At 69.6% G+C, this 25687-nt stretch carries 20 protein-coding genes and 3 pseudogenes; 7 read left to right on the forward strand and 16 right to left on the reverse strand.

Annotated features, from left to right (window positions below; genetic code table 11):
- Nucleotides 1-7: 7 nt before the first annotated feature.
- Together Bsp3421_RS11360 and Bsp3421_RS11365 are read left to right on the forward strand one after the other, a co-directional pair.
- Nucleotides 8-907, forward strand: coding sequence for a LysR family transcriptional regulator (locus Bsp3421_RS11360; RefSeq protein WP_273996065.1), 900 nt, complete (start codon nt 8-10; stop codon nt 905-907).
- Nucleotides 904-2376, forward strand: a complete 1473-nt coding sequence (locus Bsp3421_RS11365) for an aminotransferase-like domain-containing protein (protein ID WP_273996066.1) — start codon at nt 904-906, stop codon at nt 2374-2376. The genes Bsp3421_RS11360 and Bsp3421_RS11365 overlap by 4 nt, the downstream gene beginning before the upstream one ends.
- Nucleotides 2377-2397: 21 nt before the next feature.
- Here the strand turns inward: Bsp3421_RS11365 and Bsp3421_RS11370 are convergent, their stop codons facing one another.
- The 3 genes from Bsp3421_RS11370 to Bsp3421_RS11380 form a co-directional block, all read right to left on the reverse strand.
- Entirely contained in the window at nt 2398-2586 is a 189-nt protein-coding gene (locus tag Bsp3421_RS11370; protein ID WP_273996067.1) for a DUF2970 domain-containing protein, read from the reverse strand.
- Between the two features lie 114 nt (nt 2587-2700).
- Nucleotides 2701-4965: an ATP-dependent DNA helicase gene (locus tag Bsp3421_RS11375; RefSeq protein WP_273996068.1), complete on the reverse strand. Its 2265-nt coding sequence runs from the start codon at nt 4963-4965 to the stop codon at nt 2701-2703.
- Nucleotides 4962-6656, reverse strand: a complete 1695-nt coding sequence (locus Bsp3421_RS11380; protein WP_273996069.1) for a VRR-NUC domain-containing protein — start codon at nt 6654-6656, stop codon at nt 4962-4964. The genes Bsp3421_RS11375 and Bsp3421_RS11380 overlap by 4 nt, the downstream gene beginning before the upstream one ends.
- A 218-nt stretch (nt 6657-6874) precedes the next feature.
- Here Bsp3421_RS11380 and rbsK point away from each other — a divergent pair, with 218 nt between their 5' ends.
- Both rbsK and fucP read left to right on the forward strand, forming a co-directional pair.
- The gene (gene rbsK, locus Bsp3421_RS11385) at nt 6875-7801 is read left to right on the forward strand and encodes a ribokinase (protein ID WP_273996070.1); all 927 of its coding nucleotides are present in this window, start codon (nt 6875-6877) and stop codon (nt 7799-7801) included.
- 64 nt (nt 7802-7865) lie between these two features.
- Nucleotides 7866-9218, forward strand: a complete 1353-nt coding sequence (fucP, locus tag Bsp3421_RS11390) for an L-fucose:H+ symporter permease (RefSeq protein ID WP_273996071.1) — start codon at nt 7866-7868, stop codon at nt 9216-9218.
- Between the two features lie 50 nt (nt 9219-9268).
- On the opposite strand, the gene deoR is transcribed toward fucP, so the two are convergent.
- A complete protein-coding gene (deoR, locus tag Bsp3421_RS11395) occupies nt 9269-10039 on the reverse strand; it encodes a DNA-binding transcriptional repressor DeoR (RefSeq protein ID WP_273996072.1) in 771 nt (256 codons plus the stop codon).
- A 139-nt stretch (nt 10040-10178) separates the two neighbouring features.
- On the opposite strand from deoR, the gene deoC reads away from it, so the two are divergent.
- A complete protein-coding gene (gene deoC, locus Bsp3421_RS11400; RefSeq protein WP_273996073.1) occupies nt 10179-10859 on the forward strand; it encodes a deoxyribose-phosphate aldolase in 681 nt (226 codons plus the stop codon).
- Between the two features lie 135 nt (nt 10860-10994).
- Entirely contained in the window at nt 10995-11960 is a 966-nt protein-coding gene (locus Bsp3421_RS11405) for an alpha/beta hydrolase (protein WP_273996074.1), read from the forward strand.
- A gap of 365 nt (nt 11961-12325) precedes the next feature.
- Here Bsp3421_RS11405 and Bsp3421_RS11410 read toward each other — a convergent pair whose 3' ends face one another.
- From Bsp3421_RS11410 to Bsp3421_RS11420, 3 genes and pseudogenes are all read right to left on the reverse strand, one after another.
- Nucleotides 12326-13303, reverse strand: coding sequence for a nucleoside hydrolase (locus Bsp3421_RS11410; protein ID WP_273996075.1), 978 nt, complete (start codon nt 13301-13303; stop codon nt 12326-12328).
- Nucleotides 13304-13421: 118 nt separating this feature from the next.
- Nucleotides 13422-13607, reverse strand: coding sequence for a hypothetical protein (locus Bsp3421_RS11415; RefSeq protein WP_273996076.1), 186 nt, complete (start codon nt 13605-13607; stop codon nt 13422-13424).
- 331 nt (nt 13608-13938) lie between these two features.
- Nucleotides 13939-14159 (reverse strand): annotated as a pseudogene (locus Bsp3421_RS11420) (transposase); the annotation flags it as partial.
- Between Bsp3421_RS11420 and Bsp3421_RS33995 the strand changes: the two are divergent.
- A complete protein-coding gene (locus tag Bsp3421_RS33995) occupies nt 14094-14684 on the forward strand; it encodes an ANTAR domain-containing response regulator (protein ID WP_337995284.1) in 591 nt (196 codons plus the stop codon). The pseudogene Bsp3421_RS11420 and the gene Bsp3421_RS33995 overlap by 66 nt on opposite strands.
- Here Bsp3421_RS33995 and Bsp3421_RS11430 read toward each other — a convergent pair.
- The 9 genes and pseudogenes from Bsp3421_RS11430 to Bsp3421_RS11500 all read right to left on the reverse strand — a co-directional run bounded on the left by Bsp3421_RS11430 (nt 14590) and on the right by Bsp3421_RS11500 (nt 25652).
- Nucleotides 14590-15627, reverse strand: a complete 1038-nt coding sequence (locus Bsp3421_RS11430; protein WP_273996078.1) for a quinone oxidoreductase family protein — start codon at nt 15625-15627, stop codon at nt 14590-14592. The two genes, Bsp3421_RS33995 and Bsp3421_RS11430, sit on opposite strands and share 95 nt — an antisense overlap.
- 63 nt (nt 15628-15690) lie before the next feature.
- Nucleotides 15691-16647: a hypothetical protein gene (locus Bsp3421_RS11435; protein WP_273996079.1), complete on the reverse strand. Its 957-nt coding sequence runs from the start codon at nt 16645-16647 to the stop codon at nt 15691-15693.
- Between the two features lie 251 nt (nt 16648-16898).
- Nucleotides 16899-18077: a YncE family protein gene (locus Bsp3421_RS11440; protein WP_273996080.1), complete on the reverse strand. Its 1179-nt coding sequence runs from the start codon at nt 18075-18077 to the stop codon at nt 16899-16901.
- Between the two features lie 76 nt (nt 18078-18153).
- A complete protein-coding gene (locus tag Bsp3421_RS11445) occupies nt 18154-18942 on the reverse strand; it encodes a creatininase family protein (protein ID WP_273998354.1) in 789 nt (262 codons plus the stop codon).
- A gap of 409 nt (nt 18943-19351) precedes the next feature.
- Entirely contained in the window at nt 19352-19624 is a 273-nt protein-coding gene (locus Bsp3421_RS11450) for a hypothetical protein (protein ID WP_337995285.1), read from the reverse strand.
- Between the two features lie 221 nt (nt 19625-19845).
- Nucleotides 19846-20154, reverse strand: coding sequence for a hypothetical protein (locus tag Bsp3421_RS11455; protein ID WP_273996082.1), 309 nt, complete (start codon nt 20152-20154; stop codon nt 19846-19848).
- A gap of 123 nt (nt 20155-20277) precedes the next feature.
- Nucleotides 20278-20637 carry a DUF6277 family protein gene (locus tag Bsp3421_RS11460; protein ID WP_273995526.1) on the reverse strand — a complete coding sequence of 120 codons (360 nt, stop codon included), beginning with the start codon at nt 20635-20637 and terminating at the stop codon, nt 20278-20280.
- A gap of 55 nt (nt 20638-20692) precedes the next feature.
- Nucleotides 20693-24170, reverse strand: a pseudogene (gene tssM / locus Bsp3421_RS34000) (type VI secretion system membrane subunit TssM).
- Nucleotides 24167-25652: pseudogene (locus Bsp3421_RS11500) on the reverse strand (DotU/TssL family secretion system protein). The pseudogenes tssM and Bsp3421_RS11500 overlap by 4 nt, the downstream one beginning before the upstream one ends.
- Nucleotides 25653-25687: the final 35 nt, after the last annotated feature.

Below are 25687 nucleotides of genomic sequence, written 5' to 3' on the forward strand. Positions count from 1 at the left end.
AGCGAATATGGATCGGCTCACCGCAATGCGGGTGTTCGTGGAGACAGCGGAGCGCGGCAGCGTCTCGGCGGCCGCGCTGCATCTCGACATGTCGCGCGCGATGGCGTCGCGCTATGTCGCGCTGATGGAGCAATGGTCCGGCGCGCGCCTGCTGCACCGGACCACCCGCCGCCTGACGCTGACGACGGCGGGCACCCAGATGTTGCCGCTGTGCCGCGACATGCTCGGGATGGCGGGCCGGATCGAATCGCTGGCGGCGGACGACGGCGGTGCGCCGCGCGGCCAGCTGCGGCTCACGGCAAGCGCGATCTTCGCGCAGACCCATCTGTCCGACGCCCTGCTCGATTTCCTCGCCCGCTATCCGGCGGTATCGGTCGACCTTCAGGTGGTCGACCGCACCGTCGATCTGGTCGAGGAGCGCATCGACCTCGCGATCCGCATCACCCGCGCGCCCGATCCCGGCCTGATCGCCCGCAAGCTCGGCGTGTGCCGCTCGGTGCTGTGCGCCGCGCCCGCCTATCTCCAGGCGCGCGGCACGCCGACCGAACCGCGCGATCTCGCGCGCCACAACTGCCTGACCTATGCGTACTTCGGCCAGAGCGTCTGGCACCTGGGCCGCGGCGGCGAGCCGATCGCCGTGCCCGTGCAGGGCAACTTCGCCACGAACGAGTCGTCCGTGCTGCTGCGCGCGGCGCGGGCGGGCGGCGGCATCGCGCTGCTGCCGACCTTCGCGGCCAACGAATATCTGCGCACCGGCGCGCTCGTCGCCGTGCTGCCCGACTATGCGCCCCCCGATCTCGACATCCATGCGCTCTACGCGTCGCGCCGGCAACTGCCCTCGGCAACCCGGGCGCTGATCGATTTCCTCGCGGAACGCTTCGGCGGCACGCCGGAGTGGGATCGATGAGCGCGCCCGCCGCCCCGACCAAGCGCTACGAGGCGCTCGCCCGCGCGCTCGCAGCCGAGATCCGGTCGGGCAACCTGCCCGTCGGCGCGCGGCTGCCGTCGCTGCGCCGGATCATCGCGCAGCATGGCGTGAGCCAGTCGACGGTGTTTCGCGCGTACTACCTGCTGGAGGAATGGGGCTTGATCCGCGCCCGCGAGCGGTCCGGCTACTTCGTCGCGCCCGGCGCGCGGGTGCCCGACGCCACCGCGGCCGACAGCTGCGCGGCGGCCGTCCCGCCCGAGGCGGGGTCGAGCCGCGTCGACATCAGCGAACTCGTGTTCTCGGTGCTCGACGCCGCGAAGCGCCCCGACCTCGCGCCGCTCGGCTCCGCCTTCCCGTCGCCGCTGCTGTTCCCGCTGCCGCGCCTCGCGCGCTCGCTCGCGCAGGCGGCGCGGCGCATCGACCCGTGGGGCACTGTGGCCGACCTGCCGCCCGGCAACGACGCGCTGCGCCGGCAGATCGCGCTGCGCTATGTCGGCATGGGGATCGCGCAGCCGCTCGACGAGATCGTCGTCACCGACGGTGCGCTCGATGCGCTCAACCTGTGCCTGATGGCGGTCACGCGGCCGGGCGACGTGATCGCGGTCGAAGCGCCCGGCTTCTACGCGGCGCTCCAGGCGGCGGAGCGGCTCGACCTGCGGGTCGTCGAGATTCCCGTCGATCCGGCGCAGGGCCTCGACCTGGATGCGCTCGCGGCCGCGCTGGAACGGCATCCGATCCGCGCGTGCTGGTTCATGACGAATTTCCAGAATCCGACCGGCGCGACGCTGTCGCTCGACCGCAAGCAGGCGCTCGTCGCGCTGCTCGCGCGCCACCAGGTGCCGCTGATCGAGGACGACGTCTATGGCGAACTGCATTTCGACGCCGGCTGTCCGCTGCCCGCGCGCGCGTTCGACCGGCACGGGCTCGTGATGCATTGCAGTTCGTTCTCGAAGACGCTCGCGCCCGGCTACCGGATCGGCTGGGCCGCGGCGGGCCGCTTCGCCGCGCGCGTGCGGCGTCTCAAGCTGATGACCACGCTGTCGGCCAGCGTACCCGCGCAGGCGGGCCTCGCGGACTATCTCGAGTACGGCGGCTACGACCGCCATCTGCGCAAGCTGCGCGCGGCGCTCCAGGCGCAGCTCGCGCGGATGGGCGACGCGATCGCGCGCTGGCTGCCCGCCGACGTGCGCTGGACGCGCCCGGCGGGCGGCTACTTCCTGTGGCTGGAACTGCCGGGCGAGATCGACGCGATGGCGTTGCACCGGCTCGCGCTCGAACGCGGCGTCGGGCTCGCGCCGGGGCCGATCTTCTCGGCGTCGCACGCCTTCGGCCATTGCGTACGGCTCAATTTCGGCCATCCGTGGAGCGATGCGACCGACGCCGCGCTGCGTGCGCTCGGCGGCCTGCTCGCGGATCCGGCCGTGCGGCGGCATCCGGCCGAAGCCTGAGCGCCGGCGGCGAAGCGCCGCTCACCGCGCGACGGCGACCGCGAGTTTCGCGAGCGAGAACAACGTCGCGCCGAACGCCGTGACGAACACCACGATCGCGATCGACAGCCACGGCAGTTTCACGGCCGCGAGATCGGCGCGGTGCGACGCGCCCTTGCGCACGCCGAAGAAGCTCCAGAACACCATCCGAAGCATTTTGAGTAGGTTCATGATCCGCTCCTCGCCCGTTTCACCGGGCGGTTTGTCCGTGACCGATGTTCGCCCGGCAAGCGCGGCGAGAACAGCAGCAGATGACGTCGATTCGAGCGCAGCAGCCGGGCCGCCTCAGCTCACGCGCCACCACCTGGGCAGCAGGTCGCGCACCGCGCGCGTCCGGTAGCGGTCGTCGATCAGGTGGACCACGCCCTCGTCCTGCTCGGTGCGGATGACCCGGCCCGCCGCCTGCACGACCTTTTGCAGCCCCGGGAACAGGTACAGGTAGTCGTAGCCGTTGCCGAAGCGCGCGTCGAGCGCGCGCCGCATCGCCTCGTTGACGTCGTTCATCTGCGGCAGCCCGAGGGTCGCGATGAACGCGCCGATCAGCTTGTCGCCGACGAGATCGATGCCCTCGCCGAACGCGCCGCCCAGCACCGCGAAGCCGATGCCCCGCCCGTCCGCCTGGAAGCGCGCGAGAAACGCATCGCGCGCCGGCTCGTCCATGCCGGGCGCCTGCGCCCATACAGGCAGCGCCGGATGCCGCTCGCGCAGCAGGCCGACCACCTGCTGCAGGTACTCGAAGCTGCTCAGGAAGCCGAGATAGTTGCCCGGCCGCGCCGCATATTGTTCGGCGATCAGCGCGACGATCGGCTCCAGCGAACGCTCGCGGTCGCGCCAGCGCGTCGACACGTGCGCCGCTACCTTCACGGTCAGCTGCGCCGCGCGGAACGGGCCGTCGACCTCGATCCAGGCCGTGTCGGCCGGCAGGCCGAGCGTGTCGCGATGAAAATGAAACGGGTTCAGCGTGCCCGAAAACAGCACCGTCGCGTGCGCGGCCGCATGCCGGGCCGCGAGGAAGTCGGCCGGCACGACGTTGCGCACGCACAGCGTCGAGCGCGGTTTGCTCTTGCGCGCGCCGGCCGCCTGCGTGACGTCGAACAGCGAATGGGTGTCGAACTGCTCGGCCAGCGTGACGAAATGCATCGCGTCGAAACAGAAGCGCAGCACCGTCTCGTCGATCGACAGCGGCGCGTCCGCCAGCTGCTCGGTGGCCTTGCCGATCAGGTTCTGCGCGGCCGACAGCACGCGCGGCGGCACCGCTTCGAGCACCGCGTAGGCGTCCTCCTGGGTGCGGTTCAACGCGTTCCACTCGCGATTGAGCCGTTCGAGCGGCCGCGCGAGCGGCCCGTCCGTCAGCTGGCGCACGCCGGCCAGCGCGAACTGGTCGAGCCCCGCGCTGTACATCCGGCGCGCGCGCTCGAGCAGGTTGTGCGCCTCGTCGACCAGCACCCCGACGCGCCACTGGTTCTGCTGCGCGAGGCCGTACAGCAGCGCGCCGCCGCTGTCGTAGTAATAGTTGTAGTCGCCGATCACCACGTCGCTCCAGCGCGCCAGCTCCTGCGCGAGGTAATACGGACAGACCTCGTGCGCGAGCGCGACGGCCCGCACCGCCGCCCGGTCGAGCCGCCGCCCGTCGAGCGCCTCGGCCCGCGCGGCCGCGAGCTTGTCGTGGAAACCGCGCGCGAGCGGACAGGACTCGCCGTGGCATGCCTTGTCCGGATGCTCGCAGGATTTGTCGCGCGCCACCAGTTCGAGCGTGCGCAGCGGCACGCCGTCGGCCGCGCCGCCGCGCAGCGTGTCGAGCGCCTCCAGCGCGAGCGCGCGGCCCGGGGTTTTCGCGGTCAGGAAGAACACCCGGTCGAGCCGGTCCTCGCCGCACGCCTTCAGCATCGGGAACAAGGTGCCGAGCGTCTTGCCGATGCCGGTCGGCGCCTGCGCGAGCAGGCAGCGCCCGTCGCGCGCCGCGCGATAGACCGCGACCGCCAGCTCGCGCTGGCCGCTGCGGAACTGTCCGTGCGGAAACGGCAGCGCCAGCAGCGCCGCGTTGCGCGCCGCGCGATGCGCGGTCTCGCGCGCGGCCCACCCGGCGAAGCGCTCGCACTGGTCGACGAAGAACGCCTCCAGCGACGCCGCCGTGTGCGACTCCGTCAGGATCGTCTCGACCTGGCTCGCGATGTCGAAATAGACGAGCGCGACGGTCAGTTCCGCCAGCCCGCGCGCGCGGCACAGCAGATGGCCGTAGACGCGCGCCTGCGCCCAGTGCAGCGCCCGGTGGTTCGCGGGCATCCGCTCCAGCGCGCCGCGATAGGTCTTGATCTCTTCGAGGCGGTTCAGCGCCGGGTCGTAGCCGTCCGCGCGGCCGCGCACCGTGAGCGCGCCATGCGCGCCCGACAGCGTGACCTCCCGTTCATAGCCGTCGCTGCGCCGCGACGTCACCCGGCCGTGTCCGGCGATGCCTTCCTGCGCGGTCGGCGCGGGCGTGAAGCGCAGGTCGAGATCGCCGCCCCGCGCGGTGAACTCGCACAACGCCCGCACCGCGACGACGTAGCTCATGCGCCCGCCTCCTCGTCGACCTCGCGGGTCTCGCCCGGCGCATCGCGCCATTCCACGTCGAGCACGCGCACCGGCATCCCGTGCGCGACGCAGTACGACAGCCAGCGGATCTGGTTGTCCTGAAGGCGGTCGCCCGGCGCCTTCACCTCGATCAGCTCGTAGCGGCGTTCGGCCGGCCAGAAACGGACCAGGTCCGGCAGCCCCGAGCGGTTGCCGCGTATGTCCTGCAGGAGCCGCTCGAACCACAGCCGCAGATGCGCGGCCGGCAGGCAGGCGAGCGCCTGCGCGAGCAAGGTGTCGTCGAGCGCGCCCCAGAACACGAACGGCGACTGCACCCCGGCCTTCTGCGCGTAGTGGCGCAGGATCGTCTCGCGATAGGCGTCGCTGTCGAGCTGTGCGAGGCACGCGTCGAACTGCGCGGCGCGGCGCGCCCGGAAGTCGGGCGCGTGCAGGTCGGCCGGCCCGCGCTGGAACGGGTGGAAGAACGCGCCCGGCAGCGCCGCGAACACCGGCTCCCAGCACAACAGGCCGAACAGCGAATTGATCAGCGTGTTCTCGACGTAGTGCACCGGGGCTTCGTCGCAGGACAGATGGTCGCGCACCGCGGTCTCGACCGTGAAGGGCCCGGCGGGCGGCGCAAGCCGCAGCACGCCGCGCGGAATCGCCCCGGGACGCGCGGCGCGCGCGACCGGCCCGCCGGCGCGGCGACGCAGGCGCGGCAGCATGCGCGCGAGGCGCTGCGCCTCCTCCTCGCTCTCGGGCTCGCGCGCGGCGCGCTCGGCCAGCGCGAGCGCTTCCGCCTCCTGGCCGCTGCGTTCGAGCACGCGCACTCGCCGGTGACGGCTGCCGGGCCACGCGCTGCGCAGGTAGGCCGCCAGCGCGCCGGCCCATTCGCCGCGCCGCTCGCAGGTCTGGCCCACCTGGAACAGCAGCTTCGCGCGACGCGTGGCGAGCCAGGGATTGTCGGACGCGAGCGCATCCGCGGCGGCCGTCAGCGCGTCGAGCGGCGCGTCGTCCGGCCAGACGGCCAGCGCCTCGCGGCAGGCATGCAGCGCGAGATAGGCGTCGACCTCCTCGCGCCGCTGGAACGCGCGCGACGCGGGCCCGAGCGCAACCGGCTCATACTGGAACACGCCGAGATCGGCCAGCACGAATTCCGACCAGTCCTGGTACAGGTTGCCGAAGAACATCAGCCGCAGGCGATCGCACAACGGACCGACCGTCACCGCGAGCACGCGTTCGTCCGCCGCCGGATGCCATGCGGAAAACGGACGGATCTCGCCGTCGCCGATGCCGGCGCGCAGGTGCGCGAGCAGGTCGGCCTTGCGCGCGCCCGCGCCGGCCGGGACAAGGTGCGCGAGTTCCGCGCGCGTGACGAGCGCGAACAGCTGGTCGAGCGACAGCCCGGGCGCCGGATCGACCCAGCCGAGGGCGATCAGCGCGGCCGCCGCGTCGCGCGCGGGACCGATCTCGTCGTACGTCAGCTTGCTTTCGCGAAACAGCGGCCCCTTGCGCATCAGCATCCGCACGAGCAGCGCCCGCGACGCGCGCGGCAACGCGGCGAAATCGCGCAGGAACGCGCGTTCGGCGTCGTCGAACAGATCGTCGTAGCGGGCATCGAGCCACGCGAGCGCGCGCTCGAAATTCGACAGGTAGTAGAACGCGGGAGGAGACGATGGCGCGGTCGACACGGGGTGCGATCACTGTATGTTTATACAGCCGCGATGATAGCAAAAAGCGCCGGGCAAGCGGCCGCGGCGAAGGCCGGACGAGGCTCGCCCGCCTCCGAGGTTTGATATGGGCATCACACAAAAAGATTGAATTCCAACATTTCATGTGATTATATTTACAAAATTGACGCCGGCAGCCGCACCCGCCCGCGAGACCTGGACCTGGAGACGACACCAAGATGGGCAAGATCGCTGTAATCGGCAGCAACATGGTCGACCTGGTGACCTATGTGGACCGCATGCCGGTTCGCGGCGAGACGCTGGAAGCGCCCGGTTTCGAGATCGGCTGCGGCGGCAAGGGCGCGAACCAGGCGGTCGCGGCCGCGAAGCTCGGCGCGGAGGTGGTGATGGTCACGAAGGTCGGCGACGACCTGTTCGCGGACAACACGCTGCGCAATTTCGCGCAGGCCGGCATCGACACCGAGCACGTGCGGCGGGTGCCGGGCGTGCCGAGCGGAGTCGCGCCGATCTTCGTCGAGCCGGATTCGAGCAACAGCATCCTGATCGTCAAGGGCGCGAACCGCCATCTGCTGCCCGCCGACATCGACGCCGCCGCCGAGCGCATCGCCAGTTGCGCGTTGATCGTGCTGCAGCTCGAAATCGCGCTCGACACCGTGTACTACGCGCTCGAATTCGGCGCGGCGCGCGGCATCCCGGTGCTGCTGAACCCCGCGCCGGCGGTGCCCGGCCTCGATCTCGCGCGGATCGCGCAAGCCGAGTTCTTCGTGCCGAACGAAACCGAGCTGGCGATCGTTACCGGCATGCCGGTCGATTCGCCGGCCGCGATCGAGCGCGCGGCAGCCTCGCTCGTCGAGCGCGGCCTGCGCAACGTGATCGTCACGCTGGGCGCGCGCGGTTCGCTGTGGATGTCGGCGCGCGGCGCGCACCACGCGCCCGGCGTGCCGGTCGACGCGCGCGACACCACCGGCGCGGGCGACGCCTACATCGGCTGCTTCGCGCACCGCTACGTCGCGGCGGGCGATGTCGCCGACGCGATGCGCCACGCGTCCGCGTATGCCGCGCATTCGGTCACGGGCCGCGGCACGCAGAAGGCCTACGCCGACGCCGCCACGTTCGCGCGCTTTCTGCGCGGCATCGTTTTTTGACGGCGCGCCTTGCGCGCCGCCATGCAGGTTCGCTTCACGACATCCACGACGGGAAGGAGACAGCATGAGCCGAACCAGAATCGCCCAGACGCCGGACGGGTATTACCTGAACCGGACGCCCTTGTTCGCGTTCACGCTGCTGTGCTGCCTGTTCGCGCTGTGGGGCACCGCCGCGAACCTCAACGACGTCCTGATCGCGCAGTTCAAGAAATCGTTCTTCCTGTCCGATTTCGAGTCGGCGTTCGTGCAGTCGGCGTTCTATCTCGGCTACTTCTTCCTCGCGATTCCCGCCGCGACCGTGGTGCGCAAGTTCAGCTACAAGACCACGATCCTGATCGGCCTGTTCTTCTATACGGTCGGCTGCCTGCTGTTCTTCCCGGCCGCGTCGACGGCGAAGTACGGGATGTTCCTGGTCGCGTTGTTCGTGATCGCAGCCGGCCTGTCCTTCCTCGAAACCGCGGCGAATTCGTATTCGACGCTGATGGGGCCGCGCGAGACCGGCACCCGCCGCCTCAACATCTCGCAGACCTTCTACCCGTTCGGCGCGATGGCGGGCGTCTGCATGGGCAGCTTCCTGATCTTCCGCGAAGGCGACGCCTCGCATGCGCAGCTCGCGCGGATGTCGGCCGCCGACGCGCATACGCACCAGCTCGCGATGATCCAGGCCACGCTCGAACCGTACAAATGGATCGTGGTCGTGCTGGTCGCGGTGTTCGTCGTGTTCGCGCTGACGCCCTACCCGGCCTGCAAGGGCCCCGCGTCCGACGCGGGCGCGGCGCGCCGCGTCGATGCGCTCGGCACGCTCGCGCGGCTGTTCGGCAACCGCCGCTTCGTCGCGGGCATCGTCGCGCAGTTCCTGTACGTGGGCGCGCAGGTGGGCGTGTGGAGCTTCACGATCCGGCTCGCGATGCAGATCGGCGGCCTCAACGAGCGCGGCGCGTCGCGCTACCTGCTCGCGACCTTCTTCGCGTTCTTCGTCGGCAAGCTGGTGGCGACGCTCGTGATGAAGCGCGTCGGCCCGGCCAAGGTGCTGATCGTCTACGGCGTGCTGTGCATCGCGCTGCTCGCCTATACGGTCGGCGTGCACGACATCACGGCCGTCTTTGCGGCGGTCGGCGTCAGCATGTTCCTCGGCCCGTGCTGGCCGACGATCTACGGGCTCACGATCGACGGGCTCGGCCGCGATACCGAGTACGCGGGCTCGATCCTCGTGATGAGCATCGTCGGCGGCGCGGCGGTGCCGCTGCTGCAAGGACTGATCTCGGATCACACGGGCGGCAACATGCAGCTCGCCTTCGTGGTGCCGCTGCTGTGCTTCGTCGTGATCGTCGGCTACGGCGTCTACTGCCTGCGCCACGCGCCTGCCGCGCTGCCGGCGCGCGCGCCGCTCGACGCCCGGCGCGTCCCGGGCGCATGAAGCGGGGCGCGCGCACGCCGCTCGCCCCGCGCCGTCGCGCCGCGCGCGGCTCAGGTCACGAGCGCCACGCCGCGCTCGCGGATCAGCTGTTCGTATTTACGGTTCAGCTGATGGTCGGACAGGATGAAATTGAAGTCGCCCAGCTCCGCGAAGTACGCGGGCCGGACCTCGTCGAACTTGGTATGGTCGACCAGCAGGAACTTGTTCTGCGAGCGCTGCATCACCTGCTTCTTCACGTCGACCTCATGGAAGTTGAAGCAGGTGACGCCGCAGCGGTCGCTCACGCCCGCCGCCGAGATGAACGCCTTCGACACGCGCACCGTGTCGAGGATGCTGGTCTCCGCGCTCGACTCGAACACCATGTTCTTGCGATGGTAGGTGCCGCCGCACAGGATCACGTTGCAATGCGGCTTCTGCTGCAGCTTGAGGAACACGTTCAGCGAATTGCAGACGGCGGTGAATTCCAGCTCGTCGGGCAGGAAATCGACGACGAACGGCGTGGTCGAGCCGCAGTCGAGGAAGATCGTGTCGCCGGTCTTCACGAACTGCGCGGCGAGCTTGCCGATCTTGCGCTTCTCCTCGATCTGCCGGTTGTTCTCCGCGCTGATCAGGTATTCGCCGATGTCGCTGCGCTGCGCGGCGAAGTGGCGCGTGATGTAGCCGCCGACCAGGCTGAGCCCGTGCGGATTGTCGGCCAGGTCGCGGCGGATCGTCATCTCGGACACGCCGAACAGTTCGGCCACCTCGCGCAGATGAATCGCGTTCTGCCCTTGCAGCACGTTCATCAACGCCTTGATCCGCTCGCCCTTCTTGGTTTCCATCCTTCGTCCTTCCGTGGTATCCGTCGCGCCGGGAAGTCTGCCCCGGTCCGCTGCAACTGCGCTATTAGTAACAAACCAGTGTTAAAACATCAACTTTCGTGTGACCCGGTTCGTCGCACGTTCCTCTGGAGTCCGTTTCATGCCTGACACCCTCACCCCGCTCGCCCGCCTGATCGACCACACGCTGCTCGCGGCGGACGCCACCGATGCGCAGATCCGCGCGCTGTGCGCCCAGGCCGCCGAGCATGGTTTCTATTCGGTGTGCGTCAACTCGGCGAACGTGCCGCTCGCGGCCGCCGCGCTCGCCGGCACCGAGGTCGAGGTCTGCTCGGTGGTCGGCTTCCCGCTCGGCGCCGGGCTCAGCGCCGCCAAGGCATTCGAGGCCTCGGCCGCGATCGGGGCCGGCGCGGGCGAGATCGACATGGTCATCAATCTCGGCGCGCTCAAGAGCGGCCGTCTCGACGACGTGAAGGCCGACATCGCGGCGGTTCACGCCGCCTGCGGCGCGACGCCGCTCAAGGTGATCCTGGAGACCGGGCTGCTCAGCGACGCCGAAAAGGTCAGCGTGTGCGAGATCTGCCGCGACCTGGGCGTCGCGTTCGTGAAGACCTCGACGGGCTTCGGCCACGGCGGCGCGACGCTCGCGGACGTCGCGCTGATGCGCCGCACGGTCGGCCCCGTGCTCGGCGTGAAGGCGTCGGGCGGCGTGCGCGACCGCGCCGCCGCGCTCGCGATGGTCGAGGCGGGCGCGACCCGGCTCGGCACCAGTTCCGGCGTCGCGATCGTGACGGACGCGGTGACCGGGGCCGGCGCGTACTGAGCGCGCGCGGCGGCCTCCCCGCGCCGTCGCCGCTTATGCGACGATAGCGTCCTTGCCGCGCCGCCGCCGCGCCCTTCGGGTCGCGCGCCGGCACGGCCCCGACCACGGCGCGCGACGCGCCAGGAGAACAGCGCGATGGACCCCAAGCGACGCGATCTGATCGGCGCGGCACTGGCCGGCGGGCTCGGCATGTTGACCGCGTCGGCGCAGGCGGCGGACGATCCCGCCGCGCGGACCTCCGGCACGCCGCCGGACGAAACGCTCGACCTGTGGCCCGGCGCGCCGCCCGATCCCTCGCCCGAGGGCGCAGGCGACGGCGAACGGCCCGGCAAGAACGGCAGCGTGTCGCATGTCGCGCGGCCGCGCCTGAACGTGTATCGCCCCGCGCGCCCCAACGGCGCGGCCGCGCTCGTGATCGCGGGCGGCGGCTACGACCATATCGAACTGGGCAACGAAAGCACGCCTGCATGCCTGTGGCTGAAATCGCTTGGCGTCACCGCATTCGAACTGGTGTACCGGCTGCCCGGCCAGGGATGGTCGCGCGCCGCGCCGTTGCAGGACGGCCAGCGCGCGATGCGGACGATACGCGCGCGGGCGCGCCGAGATGCGCTCGATCCCGCGCGGATCGTCATCATGGGCTTCTCGGCCGGCGGGCACCTCGCCGGCATGACGGCGGTCGAGCCGGATGCGGCGCGCTATGCGCGCGTCGACGCGATCGACGACCAGTCCGCCCGCCCCGACTTCGCGGCGCTGCTCTATCCGGTGCTCACGCTGATGCCGCCGTTCGACCATACGCGCACGCGGCTGCATGCCGTCGGCGAGCAGCCCGGCGCGGCGGAAAGCGCGGCGCTGTCGGTCAACCTGCATGTCGATGCGGGCGCGCCGCCGATGTTCCTCGCGCAGGCGCTCGACGATCCGATCTCGCCCGTCGACAACACGCTGCTGATGTTCGCCGCGCTGCGCGCCGCGCGCGTGCCGGGCGCGCTGCATGTGTTCCAGCGCGGCGGGCATGGTTGGGGGCTCGGTGCGCCGGGCAGCGAGGAACAGGCGTGGCCGGGGTTGTTCGAGCAGTGGGCGCGGCTCAATCGGCTGGTGCGGTGAGTTGAAGCGGGGCGTGCCCAGCGCGTGCACTTGCGCGGCTTCCCGAAGGTCGCGACGCCGGCCGCCCGCTTCGCGCGCAGGTCGTTCCCGTCGCCGAGCGCCGCCGTGCGGCATGCGGGCCCGCGCGCGCATTTAGCGCCGGGCCGCATGTCGAAGTGGTCGATCGAGGTGGCGACGGCGGATTCAGTTCGACGTCGCACCGGCGAGCCCGGAACAGTCAGCGTGGCGGCGGCGCCGCCGCGATCGCCGAATGGAAACGGAACAGGAACAGCAGCGGCCGCCTCCGTGTCGGCCCCGCCTTTCGTCTTTTCATCCGACCGATAACGACAGGCAGCCGACGTTTCCTGAGGCGACGCCGCGCCTCCTCACCGCATCAGCGTGCGCCGGTACAACGCCAGCATCCCCGCCACATCGACATCGACGCACACCTCCCGCGACGGCCGCCCGTCCCACTCCTGCGCGGGCACGCCCATCTTCGCCGGCTTCTGGATCGTCTGGCCGAGCGCGAGGCCCTCGGTCACCACCCGCACCGGCCCCGGGCGCGTCGTGTAGAGATCCGGCGCGAGCACATAAGCCACCGCCGACGGATCGTGCGTGTACAGGCCGTACACCCCGTCGCTCGTCTCGTGGAACGCCTCGTAATGGCGCGACACATCCCACACGAACTGCCCGACCTCGCCCGCGTCGTCGCGCAGCGCGGCCAGATAATCGTGCGACATGATGGTCTTCTGCGTGACGTCGAGCCCGACGATCGCGAGCGGCCAGGCGGCCGACAGCACCTGGTCCGCCGCGTCCGGATCGGCATGGATGTTCGCCTCGGCGGCCGGCGACACGTTGCCGAGCACGCCGTCGATGCCGAACGCGCCGCCCATGATCACCACCTGCTTGACCAGCCCGGCGATCGCCGGGTCCGCGTCGAGCCCATGCGCGAGATTGGTCAGCGGGCCGACCGCGACCAGCGTCACTTCATGCGGATGCGCGCGCACCATGTCGATGATGAACTGGTGCGCAGGCCGCGCGTCGAGCCCCGGATGCCCCTCGAAATCCGGCGCGTCGAATGCGCCGAGCGACAGGTTGCCGAGCCCGTTGTCGCCGTGGATCCAGCCGATCGGCGGCGGCGGCGGCCGGCGCAGCGGCGCGGCCGCGCCGCGTGCGACCGGCACGCCCGGCGCGAAGCGGCTCGTCAGGTACAGCGCATTGCGCGTCGTCGTCTCGACGGTCGCGTTGCCGAACACGCTCGTCACGCCGAGCAGTTCGATATCGGGATGGCAGGCCTGGAAAACCAGCGCCATCGCGTCGTCGACACCCGGATCGGTGTCATAGATGATCTTGTGCAAACTCACGGGAAATCCTTGGTCAGCCGCGGCGCCCAGCCGCCGCGGGTCATGCGGGTCGGCGCCATGATACCGCCGCGGCCGTCGCCGCGCACCCGCGCCCGATCCGCGCAGGGAGGGCGCGCGCTCAACGCCGTTCGTCGCGTTCGCCGGGCTTGCGCGGCCGCCATGCGAGCAGGCCGGCCCCCGCGCCCACCGCGATCGTGACGAGATAGCCGGCCAGCCGCGCGAGCGTCACGGCGTCCGCGCCGGCCAGCCGCGCGAGCGACAACCCCGCGGCCGCGACGAAGAGGAAGGCGAACAGCCATTTCACGATGTCTGTCTCCAATCGGTTGCCTGTCTTCCGTTATAGACGCCCCGCGCACGATCCGCCGTCCGCGGCGCGACGCATTCCCGCCGCGCCGCGCCCTCGCGTCATCGTCGTCGAACGGGGTATACGCGATGTTGCGCGTCAAAAAAGATTGCTTAGAGTGCAGCGAGCAATCCGGCCGACAAAGCGGTCGCCGCGTTGCGCGACGTCTTGCGCGTCGTCGGGCCGTCCAGGCGGCCACCCGATCAGTTGCGTTGTCCGACAGCGTTGTCGGAGGAACGGTACGGCAAAGAAGCCCTTGTCTCGCGCGTCGAGACAAGGGCTTTTTTTGGGTTCATCGCGGATTACCGGGAAACGCAGCGCGGATTTTGAGGAAGAAATATTCCTCGTCGCGGTAGCCACAAGCCCGGCGTTTGATGACCTTGATGGTGTTGTTGATGCCTTCGACGACCTGGTATTGAGCGGGTGCCTGCAACGAGCCGGAATGCCGTGCCAGTCGCTCTGCGGGCGCTCAGCGAACAGTTTGAGCGGCGCAATGCCGCTCTGCCGAGCCTGTCGATTCCGTGGCTGGATGACGACGCGCGCCCGCCGCTGATCACGGTCACGACTTACGAGAGCCCGACGATCCTCGAATTGCTGCTGCGGATCGACGCCGAAAGCGCGGTGACGACGCCCGTGCGCTCGTTCGGCCTGTTGAGCGCGATGGCGCTGGCCTGCCATCAACATCGCCGCGACGACGACTATCGGCGGCGCATCGCGCAGCTCGAGCAGCGGCTCGCGTCGGTCCGGACCTTGCAGGACGCCAAGGCGCTGCTGATGCAGGTGCACGGGATCAGCGAGGAGGAGGCCTATCAGCAGATCCGCTCGCAGGCGATGGAGAAGCGCATCGCGATCCACCAGCTGGCCGAGCAGATCGTGCAGGCGCATGCGCTGCTGAAGCGGCCCGGGCAGGCCTCGCGCGGCCTGCCCGGGCGCGCGGCTCGCCCTAGCGCGGCGTCAGGCCCAGCTTGCACAGGAACGTGCCGGCTTCGATGCGGCGATGCGCGTCGGGCGCCTGCTCGAACGGCCAGGTCTCGCTGATCGACAGCAGCGGCTGCTCGGCCATCCAGGCGTGCATCGCCTCGGTGGCCTCGGCGAATCGAGGGGTTTTCAGGTAGTCCGTCGCGGAAAACAGCTTGAGGCCGTAGGTCTTGCCGAGCGCGAACGGATCGAAGGCCGCCTTGCCCGCGACATAGCCGTACAGGACGATCTCGCCGAAGCGCGACACGATCAGCGGATCGCGATTCACGGTCGGGCCGCCGACGCCGTTGAACGAATAGCGCACGCCCTCGCCGCCCGTCGCGTCGAGCACGGCGTCCACGTAATCGGTCGACGACGTATCGAACGCGCGCGCCGCGCCGATCGCGCGACAAAACGCGACCTCCTCGCTCCCGCGGCACAGGGCGATCACCTCGCAGCCGGCCGCCTTCGCGAGCTGCGTGACCATCGCGCCCATGCCGCCCGCCGCGCCGTGCACGGCGACCGCGTCGCCGCGCCGCACGTTCACGACCGCATGCAGCACGAGGTGCGCCAGGCGGAAGTTCACGAGGTAGACGAGCCCCTCGCGAAACGCCACGCGATCCGGCAGGCGTTGGATATCGGCCGGCGGCCCGGCATTCGCGCGCCCGGGCGGCGCGCCGCCCGGCGAGGTCAGCACGTATTCGGCATAGCACCCGCCTGACGGGACGAGCGCCATGACGCGCGCGCCGACCTCGTAGCCCTTCACATCGCGGCCGCAGGTGGCCACGACGCCCGCCACCTCGCGCCCCGGAATCCAGGGCACTCGGGTCGGCGTGAAGTAGCTGCCCTTGCGCGCCTCGACATCGCCGTAGATGATGCCGGCGATCTCGGTGCGGATCAGCACGTCGTCGTCGCCGACCGTCGGCACCGGGCAATCGACCACGCGCAGGTTCTCGGGCGGCCCCACCGCATCGATGCGCACGGCGCGCATCGTGGCGGGGCGTGTCTCATGTTGACGGCTCATGCGGGTCCTCGACGCGTTGAGTGAGCGCGCCGCCCGGCCGGGCGGCGCACGAGGCCACCCCGCTTACCCGCGCGCCCCGTCCGCGCGCTGATGCGGATAACCGTCGCCGAGTTTCCATGGGAAATAATGCAGATTCCAGGCATTCTGGCAATTCGCATAAAGCGCAAGCGAATTCAGCAGCGAGAAATACTCGTCCTTGGTTTCAAGCAGATCAAGCGCCGCAATGACGCGCTGCGTAAAATCCCATAATTCATCAAGGCCGCAATAACCGAGGAATTCGGCCGGGGTGCGGATGAAATTCGCCGTGATCGTCTTCAAGACGCCGAGCGTCAGGTCATTCGCGCGGCTCAGGCGCACCAGCCCATTGAGCGCGCAATAGCCGAGCGGCCGGGTTTCGCCGTTGACGAACACCAGCGTGGACAGGTACTGGTCGTAGCTGCCCGCGCCGCTGCGAATCCGGCCCTCGTGCAGATCGAGGATGTCCTTCGGCGGGTCGATCCAGATACGCTGGGTCGCCGCGCGAATGTCCTCGGTCAGTTGCCGGACCTCGGGGGAGCCGGTCACCGGCTCCCATGCCAGCGTGCCCTTGTCGGCCGGGCCGTCCTTGCGCGAGATATGCGCGATGATCGGCTCCTTCGTGCGGCAGGCGGCGTCCCAGCAGGCCCGGCCCGCTTCGCGCAGCAGCGGCAGATGCTCCGGAATCACCCGGCCGATCGGCGCGGCGGGAATGTACTCACTGAGCGGCCCGTACTTGATCGCCAGATGCTGCAGTTGCGAGAGGAACAGCGTCCCGTCCTCCGACAGCGTGCGGTCTTCCTTGTATTCCGCCGCCGTGTAGATCAGTTCGGGAAACGGAGCGAGGTGATACAGGTGGTTGCCCGACACGAGCGCGTGATTCTGCAGGCTCGTGTACGGTAATTTCTCCCACAGCAACGAAGCGAGCCGCGGATTTTTTTCATATTCCAGCGTCGCGGTTACCGTGATGTCGATTGGCATCCATTTCAATTCAATCTGATGCATCGCGTTGTCTCCCGTCAAACTCATTTAAGGAAATGCGATGCGGATTGTAATGCCGCCGAATATTCGAAACCAGGGGTTTTTACATTATCGGAAAATTTACCATTCATTCCCGATTTTAAATTCTAAAAATATAAATAAGCGCGATCAGAATTCAATGCGAAAGCGACACCGGTTTCACGAAATCGATCAAATCAATCGTCCGCGCCGATGATTCGGTGACGGGCGGGCCTGCCGGCCCGCCCGTCCCTTGTTCAGCGCATGTTGCCGGTATGCCCGAGCGAATAGCGCCCCGGCTGCGGCCAGACCGTCAGGCCGTGCGGCTCCATGCCGACCGGAATCGACTTGACCTCGCCGCTCGCGGTGTCGATCGCATAGACCACGTCGTCGAACCGGCCGGACAACCACAGCGTCGCGCCGTCCGCGCTGACGTTGCCCATGTCGGGGCTGCCGCCGCCCGGGATCGGCCAGGTCACGCGCACCTTGCGCGTCGCGAAATCGATCACCGACACGCTGCCCTGGCCGTGGCGCGGCCCGTGCACGCGATTGGAGCCGCGATTCGCGACATAGAGCCGGGTGCCGTCGCGGCTTGGATACAGCCCGTGCGTGCCCACCCCCGTCTTGATGAAGCCGATCTTCTCGAAACGGTCGCCGTCGACGAGGTAGACCCCGTCGGCCATCATGTCGGCCACATAGAACACCTTGCCGTCCGGCGCGACGCGGATGTCCTGCGGCATGCCCTTGCTCGCGAGTTCGAGGTAGCCCAGCACCGTGCGGTTCACGAGATCGATCTTCGCGAGCTTGCCGCCGAATTCGCAGGTAAACAGCGCATAGCGCCCGTCGATCGAGAAATCGGCGTGGTTGATACCCTTGCATTCGGGCACCGCCAGGCTCGACTTGAGCGCCATCGTGTGCGCGTCGCGGAAATCCAGCCGCGCATGCGCCTCGGCCACCACGATCGCTTCCTTGCCGTCCGGCGTGAAATACATGTTGTAGGGATCGTCGACCGGCACCGCCTTGCCCGGCTTGCCGGTCTTCGGGTCGATCGGCGTCAGGCTGCCGTCGGTGCGGCCTTCCGCGTTGTTGGCGACCCACAGCGTCTGCAGGTCCCACGACGGCACCACGTGCTGCGGGCTGCGGCCGACCGGGAAGCGGTCGACGACCTTGTAGGTGGCCGGATCGATCACGTAGACGTCGTTCGAACGCAGGTTCGGCACGTACACGCGCGGCAGCGCGCCCGCCACCGCCGCGCTCATGCGGCCGGCCTGCGCGTCGCCGTAGAGATTGTCCGGGTTCGTGACGGGCGGCATGCCGGGCACGGTGGCGATCGGGGCCGCCGCGACCGCGCCGGCTCCGGCGAGCAGGGCCGCCAGGACGGCGGCGAGCCGGGCGCGACGGAATCGGGCGGCACTGCAACGATAGGATCCTTGCATGGGAACGTCCGTTTTCGATTGATACGGTTGAGTGACGTGAGACGACCGGAAGCGCGACCGGGCGGGCCGGCGCGCGTCAGCGGGCTGCGGTTTCCGCGCGGATCGCGTCGATCGTGCGCGATACGATCGCGTTCACGCCCAGTTGGCCCAGTTCAACGCTGGACTGGCGCGGATCGCCGCCGTAAACGCCGTCGGCCGCTCCAGGCTTGGGCGCGGCGCGCAGCTTGTCGAGCCTCACCATGCGCGGGGCGACCGCGAGCAGCAGCGAGGTGTCGGCGAGCCCCGCGTGGGTGCCGATCGCGGCGTCGGGCACGCCATGCTCGCGCAAGAGCCGCGCGTAGCCGTCGGAACTCGTTCCGTAGTATTCGGGCGGCACGAACGCGCGCGCGCCGGACCCGGCCCAGGTCTTGTTCAGTTGCGCGACCACGCGGCGCACGTCGTTCTGATAGCCGCCGTGATCGCCGAGAAACACGACGTTCGTGAAGCCGTGCACCTTGAAACTGTTCGCGGCCGATTCCAGCAGCTTCTCGAAGGTGTCGTCGCTCACGGTGATCGTGCCGGGAAAGCGCATGTGCGAGGTCGGCGGCGCATAGCCGCCCTCGGGAACGTAGGCGATCACGGGCGCGACGAGCGCATTGCCAAGCCCTTCGGCAATGCGCTCGGCCAGCACCCTGACGCGCGCGTTGTGCTTGCCGAGCGCGACGTACGGGCCGCTCTGCTCGGTCCCGCCGATCGGGATGAGGATCGTGGTCTTGCCCGCGTGGATCGCGTCGCGCAGCTCGGTCCAGGTGAAATCCTCGAGTTGCACGCCGGGCGCGGCTTGCCCCGACGCGATCTGCGCGCCGACCAGCAACGCGGCGCACATCAATGCTTTCAGCATGAAGCGTGACATCCTGATTCCTCTCGTTCGGTGCAAGACCGAGGTGCGGTGATCCGGAGATGAAAGACGCGGGCGGCGAGGAGCGCCTGGGCGGCGTCGAGCGCTGCGCGCTGGAAATGGTAGCGCGTTCCGCGCCCGGATGGATGAACGAACCGGCAGGATCGTTGATCTGGCGCGCCGAGGCTCGGCCGGCCGTGGGGGCCGTGGGGGCCGTGGGGGCTATTGATGCCGTCGAGCCAAAACGGCGGGAGTCACGCCCTCACGATGGCGCGGCCCGCGATGCCGCTCAGGACGAGACGCCTGCGCGCGGCCGCGCTTCGCCGTTGGTCCGGGCGAGCGTTCCGTGCGCCGCCCGGCGATCAGCCGGGCGGCCGGGCCGGCGCAAGCGGCGGCGTCAATGCGCGCCGGCGAGCCCCAGATAGGTCACCCGCGCCGGATCGCGCGCGTCGATGACAACCCTCACCCGCTCCCCCGCGCGCGGCATGTTGCCGAGATCGACGTACTGCCGGATCGTGACGTCCCGGGACACGCCGTGATCGCTGATGCGCAGCACCATCCGCATCTGCGGCACCTGATTGAGCGTCACCCCGGTCTGCCCGATCTCGACAACCTCGGCGACGGCCTTGACGCCATCCGTAACGATCGTGTCGCCCCGCGCGGCCGAGATGATCCGGGGCAGCACGACACCCATCGAGAAGATCAGCGAAATCATTGCAATCGCGACGATCGCGCCCATGACCGACATCATCGAGAACGCCATCATGCGTGCTCCCCCTTTCAACTGTCCGGCGCGGCCCGGCCCGTTCGCACGCTCGCGCGTCCTGCTCGGTGATTCGTCCATTCGAATGCCTCGTCTGTCGATTTCGCCGGGCCCCGCCCCGGCCCGCCTCATTGCGGCTTCGCGCCCTGGGCTTCCATGGTCACGCCGCCCGGCTTCACGGCTTGGCTGTCCTTGGGCACGCTGCCGTCAGGCAGCCGCACGCCGCCGTCGGGCGTGCGCGCCGACTGGATCACCTTGTGCGCACGCGTCGTCGCCGATTGCATCGCATCGTTCGTCGCCGACTGCACGCTCTGGCTCACCTGCCGCTGCGTCGTGCTCGTCACCTGATCCTTGACCGACTGCAACAGCTGGTCGAACTGGGCATAGGCGCTCACCGAGAATACACCTGCAAGGAGTCCGAATAAAACTTTCTTCATGATCCTGTTTTCCTATCGAATGGTCGGGCGCGCCGGCTGCCGCCGGCCGCGCCCCGAAAGCCCCGAACCCCGCCGCAAACACGGCGACGTCCGAGGACGGTGCACCGCTCCCGTCCGGGCGGCCTACTTGCCGGTCTTGAACGGCGCGAAGAAGTTGGACGGCATTTCCTGCGGGAAGCCGACCGAGTTGGTGGGCCGCAGGTCGTTCATGTTGGCGTTGAAGTCGTAGGTCTTCTCACGCTGCTGCGCATCCTGGTGCGCGGCGACCTGCTTGTCGACCGACGACTTGATGTTCGACATGTGCTCCAGCATCTTGCCGCCCACCTGCTGCACGTTGCCGATCAGGTTGCTCGCGTTCTGGGACGACGCCACCGACATGTCGGGGATCGAGTCCATGAACGGCTTCGCCATCGAACCGCTGGCGTTCTGTCCGTACTCATGCGCGTTGCTGCACGCGGACAGGATTTCCTTCGGGTCTATCATCTGCTGCTCCTTTCCAAGTTCGCGCCGGCTGGCGCATTCCGATACAAGAGGCGTGTCACGACGGGCACCTGAACCCCTGCAGGATCCCCGACCAGATCGGCGACGGCGTCGTCAGCGCCTGCCACTCCAGCCGGACGGTCCCGATGTCCGTCTGATACAGCCGTTCGCGACGGTCGGCCGTCCCGCCCGCCGCCTGTCCCGCGTCGAAGAAGCGGAACAGCGCCAGGGTCCGTCGAACTGAAGCGTGCTCAACCGACCGTCGACCGATTTGAGTTGAAGCTGGATCGCCAGCTTGGTGCCTTGCCCGCTCCAGTCGATGCGCTGCGGCGACGTCATGCCGTGCGCGTAGCGCAGCGTCTGCCCGCCGATCGATCAGCTTCCGAGATCTGCGAATCCATGTCGAGGAAGCGCAGCACGGTCGACACGCGCAGATGGCCGGATTCATCGAGCGTCACGCCGCGAATGCGATCGGCCGTCTCGTAGGACGACAGCACGCCCGGGCTCACCAGACCGAGATTGCCGCCGTTCGAGCGCAGCGCCTTCCACGGCGTGCTCGACGTATCGACATAGGCCGCCAGATGGTCGCGGAAGTAAGACGCCATCAGGCCCTGGGCGCTGAACAGGCGTTCGAAATCCGCGACGCCCGCGTCGACCTGCGCGTTGCGCCGGAACGGATAGCGGCTCGTGAAGCCGGCGCTGCACACCGTCGAGGTCGCGCCCGCCGCGCCGCGATTGAGCAGCGCGCCCGATTCGCGGGTCGTCATCGTGCTGCCGCTGCCGATCAGGTCGAGCATGATGCCCCGCACCGGCTCGGGGCTGCCGCGCGGCGGTTTCCTTGAGCCGCGAGAACGCGTCGTACTGCGCGGGCAGCACCTGGCCCGCCTGCAGCGCGCCATTGACGAGCCCCAGCTGCCGATACAGCGGCTCGAACAACCGGGAGAGCGGGTTGCTCGACGCCACGCTGCGGTTGTTCAGCTGCGCGGCCAGTTGCCGGACTGCCAGGAAGTGTTCCTCGACCACATGTTCCGGCAGCAGCACGGTGCGGTAGTGCTGGCCGCTCAGTTCGCCGACGATCTGGCGACGCCCCTTCTCGAAGCGGTATTTCTGGCGATCGATCCAGCTGTCGATGTTGCCTTCGTCGCTCGCGCCGGTCAGGGTCGTCTCGCGCGCCGCGAAGCGCAGCAGGCTCGCGAGCGGCGATTGCGAATCCATCATCGCCGCCGCCAGCTGTGCGACGCATCGTCGAGGCCCGTGACGCTGCGCACCGTCACGTCGTTGAGGAAGTTCTGCCAGCCGGCGATGTAGTCCTGCAGGAACTGCGCGCGGGTGGAATCCGCGAGCTTCTGCACCACGCCGTCGATCTGGAAGCTGTTGCCGCGCAGGGTTTCGTCGCGCAGCACCCAGCTTTCCTCTTCGAGCATCGCGCGCGCGGCCTTGTCGAGACGCGGCAGGAACACGTCCGTGTAGCCCGCCCGCGTGAACCAGCCCGATACCGCGACGTCGGTCGCCGGGACGTCGCTGCGCATACGCAGGCTCATCGCCGACTCGAAGCCGGCCGCGCGCGACAGCGAGATGTCGTTGACCGACGCCGGCAGCCCTTGCGCATGGATGTGCTGCAGCACGCGCGTCACGATCGGGATCTGCGCGGCCCGCACGCGCGCCGCGCGCACCAGGTTCGCATCCTCCGGCGTGCCCGGCAGCTTCGGCAGCCCATCAACGCGCGCACGTGCGCGAGCAGCGCGCGCCGGTCGTCGTCGCCGTATTGCTGCCCGCCGGACAGGCTGTCCCATCGGCTGCTCAGCCAGCGCTCGACATCGGTCGCGTTGCGCCGATCGGGCCGGCACAGCATCAGGTAGACCTTGAGCGTCTGGTAGACGTCGCCGGGCGCGCCGTCCGACTGCGCGACCAGCACGCGCCGCACCTCGTTGTACAACTCCGGCATCAGCATCTTCTGCAACTGCCGGTGATAAGTGTCGCGCCGCGGCGGCGACGAGACCATGCTCGAAGTACGGCGTCGCCAGCCCGCGCCCGGCGTCTTCCGCCTGTTCCTGCGCATAGCGCATGTGGCTCGCCACGTCGAGCAGCGGTGCGCCGCCGTCCGGGCCGTAGGAGGCCTGCGTCTGCGCGAGCCGCTTCGCCTCGCTGAACTGCGCGCCGATGTCGTCGAGATAGTTGCTCTCCGCGACATAGCCCCAGCCGAACCACATCAGCAAGCCAAGCGCGAGGACGGGCAGCGCGGCCCAGCGCAGCAGGTGCCCGACCCGGCCGCGCCACGAACGCACGCCGCTCGGCCGCACCGCGTCGCGTTCGAGCGCGACCTGCCGGAACAGCGGCGCCCACACTCGCCGAGCGGCCGGGTCTGCGCGGGCAGCCCGGGCGCCGCCCCGCCCGGCTGGGCCACCGCCAACTCCGCCATCGAGCCCATCCAGACGCCGCGCAGACGCGCGGCCGAATGCGCCTCGCCGGGCGCGATCGCGATCTGCAGCCACACCAGCAGCGCCTTGTGCAGCTGGCTCAGCGTCTCGACGAAACGCAGCTGCGCGTAGTTCGCGCCGACCTCGGTCGCCGCCGGCGCGGCGAACAGCACCTGCTGCTGGACCCGCTGCTGCAGGTGCTGCAACGCCCCCTGCCAGCTCGCGCCCGCTTCGGCGGCCGTCTCGCCGAGCGCCTGCTCGGGCAGGCAGAAACCCATCCCGCTGGCCCAGCGGCCCGCGTCCACCAGCGACAGCATCGAGACCGCGCCGTCGAGCCGGTCCACGCCGTTCAGCGCGACATAGACCTGCGCCTGCTCTCCGAACACCTCATGCAGTTCCGCCAGCCGGCGATGCACGACATCGGCGAGGCGCTTGCGCGCCTCCAGCGGCGCATCGACCATCGACGCGCTGTCGACGCACAACACCACGCCGTTCACCGCCGCCCCGCCGCGCAGGCGACGCATCCCCTGCAACAACCGCTTCCAGGTATCGAGCGCCGTCTCGTCGAAGCCGTCGCGCAGGTTCCAGCGCCCGCCGATGTCGAACCAGACCGCGTCGCTCGCGATGCGGAAGTTGAAGTCGTCGCCGCGGCTGTTCAGCGGCTCGACCGCGAGGGCCGCCTTCGGAGCCGGCCGCGTTCACCGCCTTCGCGACCAGGTTCGTCTTGCCGCTGCCTTCCGCGCCCATCACCAGATACCAGGGCAGCAGGGTCCGGTGCTGGCGGCGCAGCGCGCCGGCCCAGCGTTGCCGGCGGCCGTGCGGCTCGCGCTGCCAGCGCGCCTTCAACTGGCGATCCAGGTCGCGCAGGCGCTCGTCGATGAAATCGGCGCGCGCCGCCGGCTGCGGCGTGCGCACCCGGCGCGGGCTCATCGCGAGCCTCGCCCACAGTCGCGCAAGCGCCGGCCACAGGCCCCAGACGAGCACCGCCGCCACCAGCACCTCGCGCACCCAGAGCGGCGCGAACGGCCGGTAGATGCCCAGCGCGAACAGCGGGCCCACCCACCAGATCAGGACGGCGATCAGAATCGCGACAAGAACCCTCAGGCTGGTTCGTATCATGGTTGTTTATCCTCCGTTGCATACGGCGACTGGCCGTCGGGCGCGATCACCACGCCCTCCGGCAGCGCGGGGCGCGCGTCGGCGTCCGCCGTGCGCCGGCCGCCCGCCGGGATCACCTTCCACAGCACGTCCACGCGCCGGTTCCGTTCGTAGGCGGCCGGCGTCTGCGCCGAATCGATCGGCTGCGTGTCGCCGCGCCCCGAAAATCCGATGTTCCGCTGCACGGCGTTCCCGGGCGCCTGTGCGCCGCCCGGCAGCGCGGTCCGGCGCAGCTCGTCGGCGACGGTGCGCGCCCGGGCTTCCGAGAGCGCCTGGTTGTTCCCGAACTCGCTCGTGCGGATCGGCTGCCGATCGGTATGACCGATCACCTCCAGGTCGCCCGGCCACGGCGCGAACGCCGCGCCGAGCCGCTCGATGTTGCGTTCGAAATCGGTGCGCACCTGCGCCTTGCCGACATCGAACGCGCCGTCGCTGCGGAACACCAGCAGCCAACCCTGCGGATGCTTGTATGCCGTGAGCCAGCCCTCGGACAGCAGTTGCGGCAGCGGCGGCGGCAGCGTTTCCGCGAGATTGATGGTGCGGGTCGGCGGCATCCAGGCCGCGAGTGCATGGCGGATCGGCCCGTGCGCAGCACGCGCCGATGCGCGCACCGCGCCCAGCGCCGCCGCGCCTGATCAGCCCGGTGCCGAGCGGCTCGGGCGGCACGTGATGCCAGATCAGCGCATGCAGCTGCGAACGCAGGTCCTGCAGCAGCACGTCGCCGCGATCGAGCACGCGGTAGCGGCCCTGCCAGCCGAGCGACAGGATCAGCTCGTAGAACGCGAGGAGACGAATGGGCGGATCGTCCGCCTTCATCCAGCGGCCGAGATCGGAAAACGCGTCCTCGCCGCCCCACGCATCGTCGTGGAACTCGACCAGCAGGCTGCGCTCCCCGTCGTAGAGCACTTGCGACGCGGCGCGCGCGATGTCGCTGACGTTCTCGTCCAGATACGTGCACAGCAGATACGAAGCGTCGCGGATCTGTTCCCACTCGCAGCCCGAGCCGGCCAGCCGCTCGCGGTACAGGCGCACTTCGAGGCCGAGCTAGGTGCGCACCGTCGACTGGTCGGGCGGGCCGTCCGCGAGATGACGCTGCAATTGCAGGATCGCGGGCAGCGCGTGCGACACGAACGGATTGCTCCAGTTGGCCGACTGCTGGCCGGCCTTCAGGATCGCCACCTGGCCGCCCTGGGGGGTATACACGACGGGCGAGGCGTCCGCGCCGTCGTCGTACGCCGCGCGGAACGCGCCGGGCGGAGTCGGGAAGCGCAGCACCGCGTGCTCCGCGTCGCGTGGCGCGGCGAAGCCGCTGGAGCCGCTGGAGCCGGTCGGGCCGACGGCGTCGGTCGTGACCGCGCCGGCGACCGACGCCTCCTGGGCCAGCGACGACAACGTGGGCACCCGGGCGATCAGGTCGGGATTCGTCATCGCCCGGTCGATCAGGTTGGAGGCCGACGACGTGCGCCGGATGGCGGAGG

This window comes from Burkholderia sp. FERM BP-3421 (genome assembly GCF_028657905.1).
Taxonomy (GTDB): Bacteria; Pseudomonadota; Gammaproteobacteria; order Burkholderiales; family Burkholderiaceae; genus Burkholderia.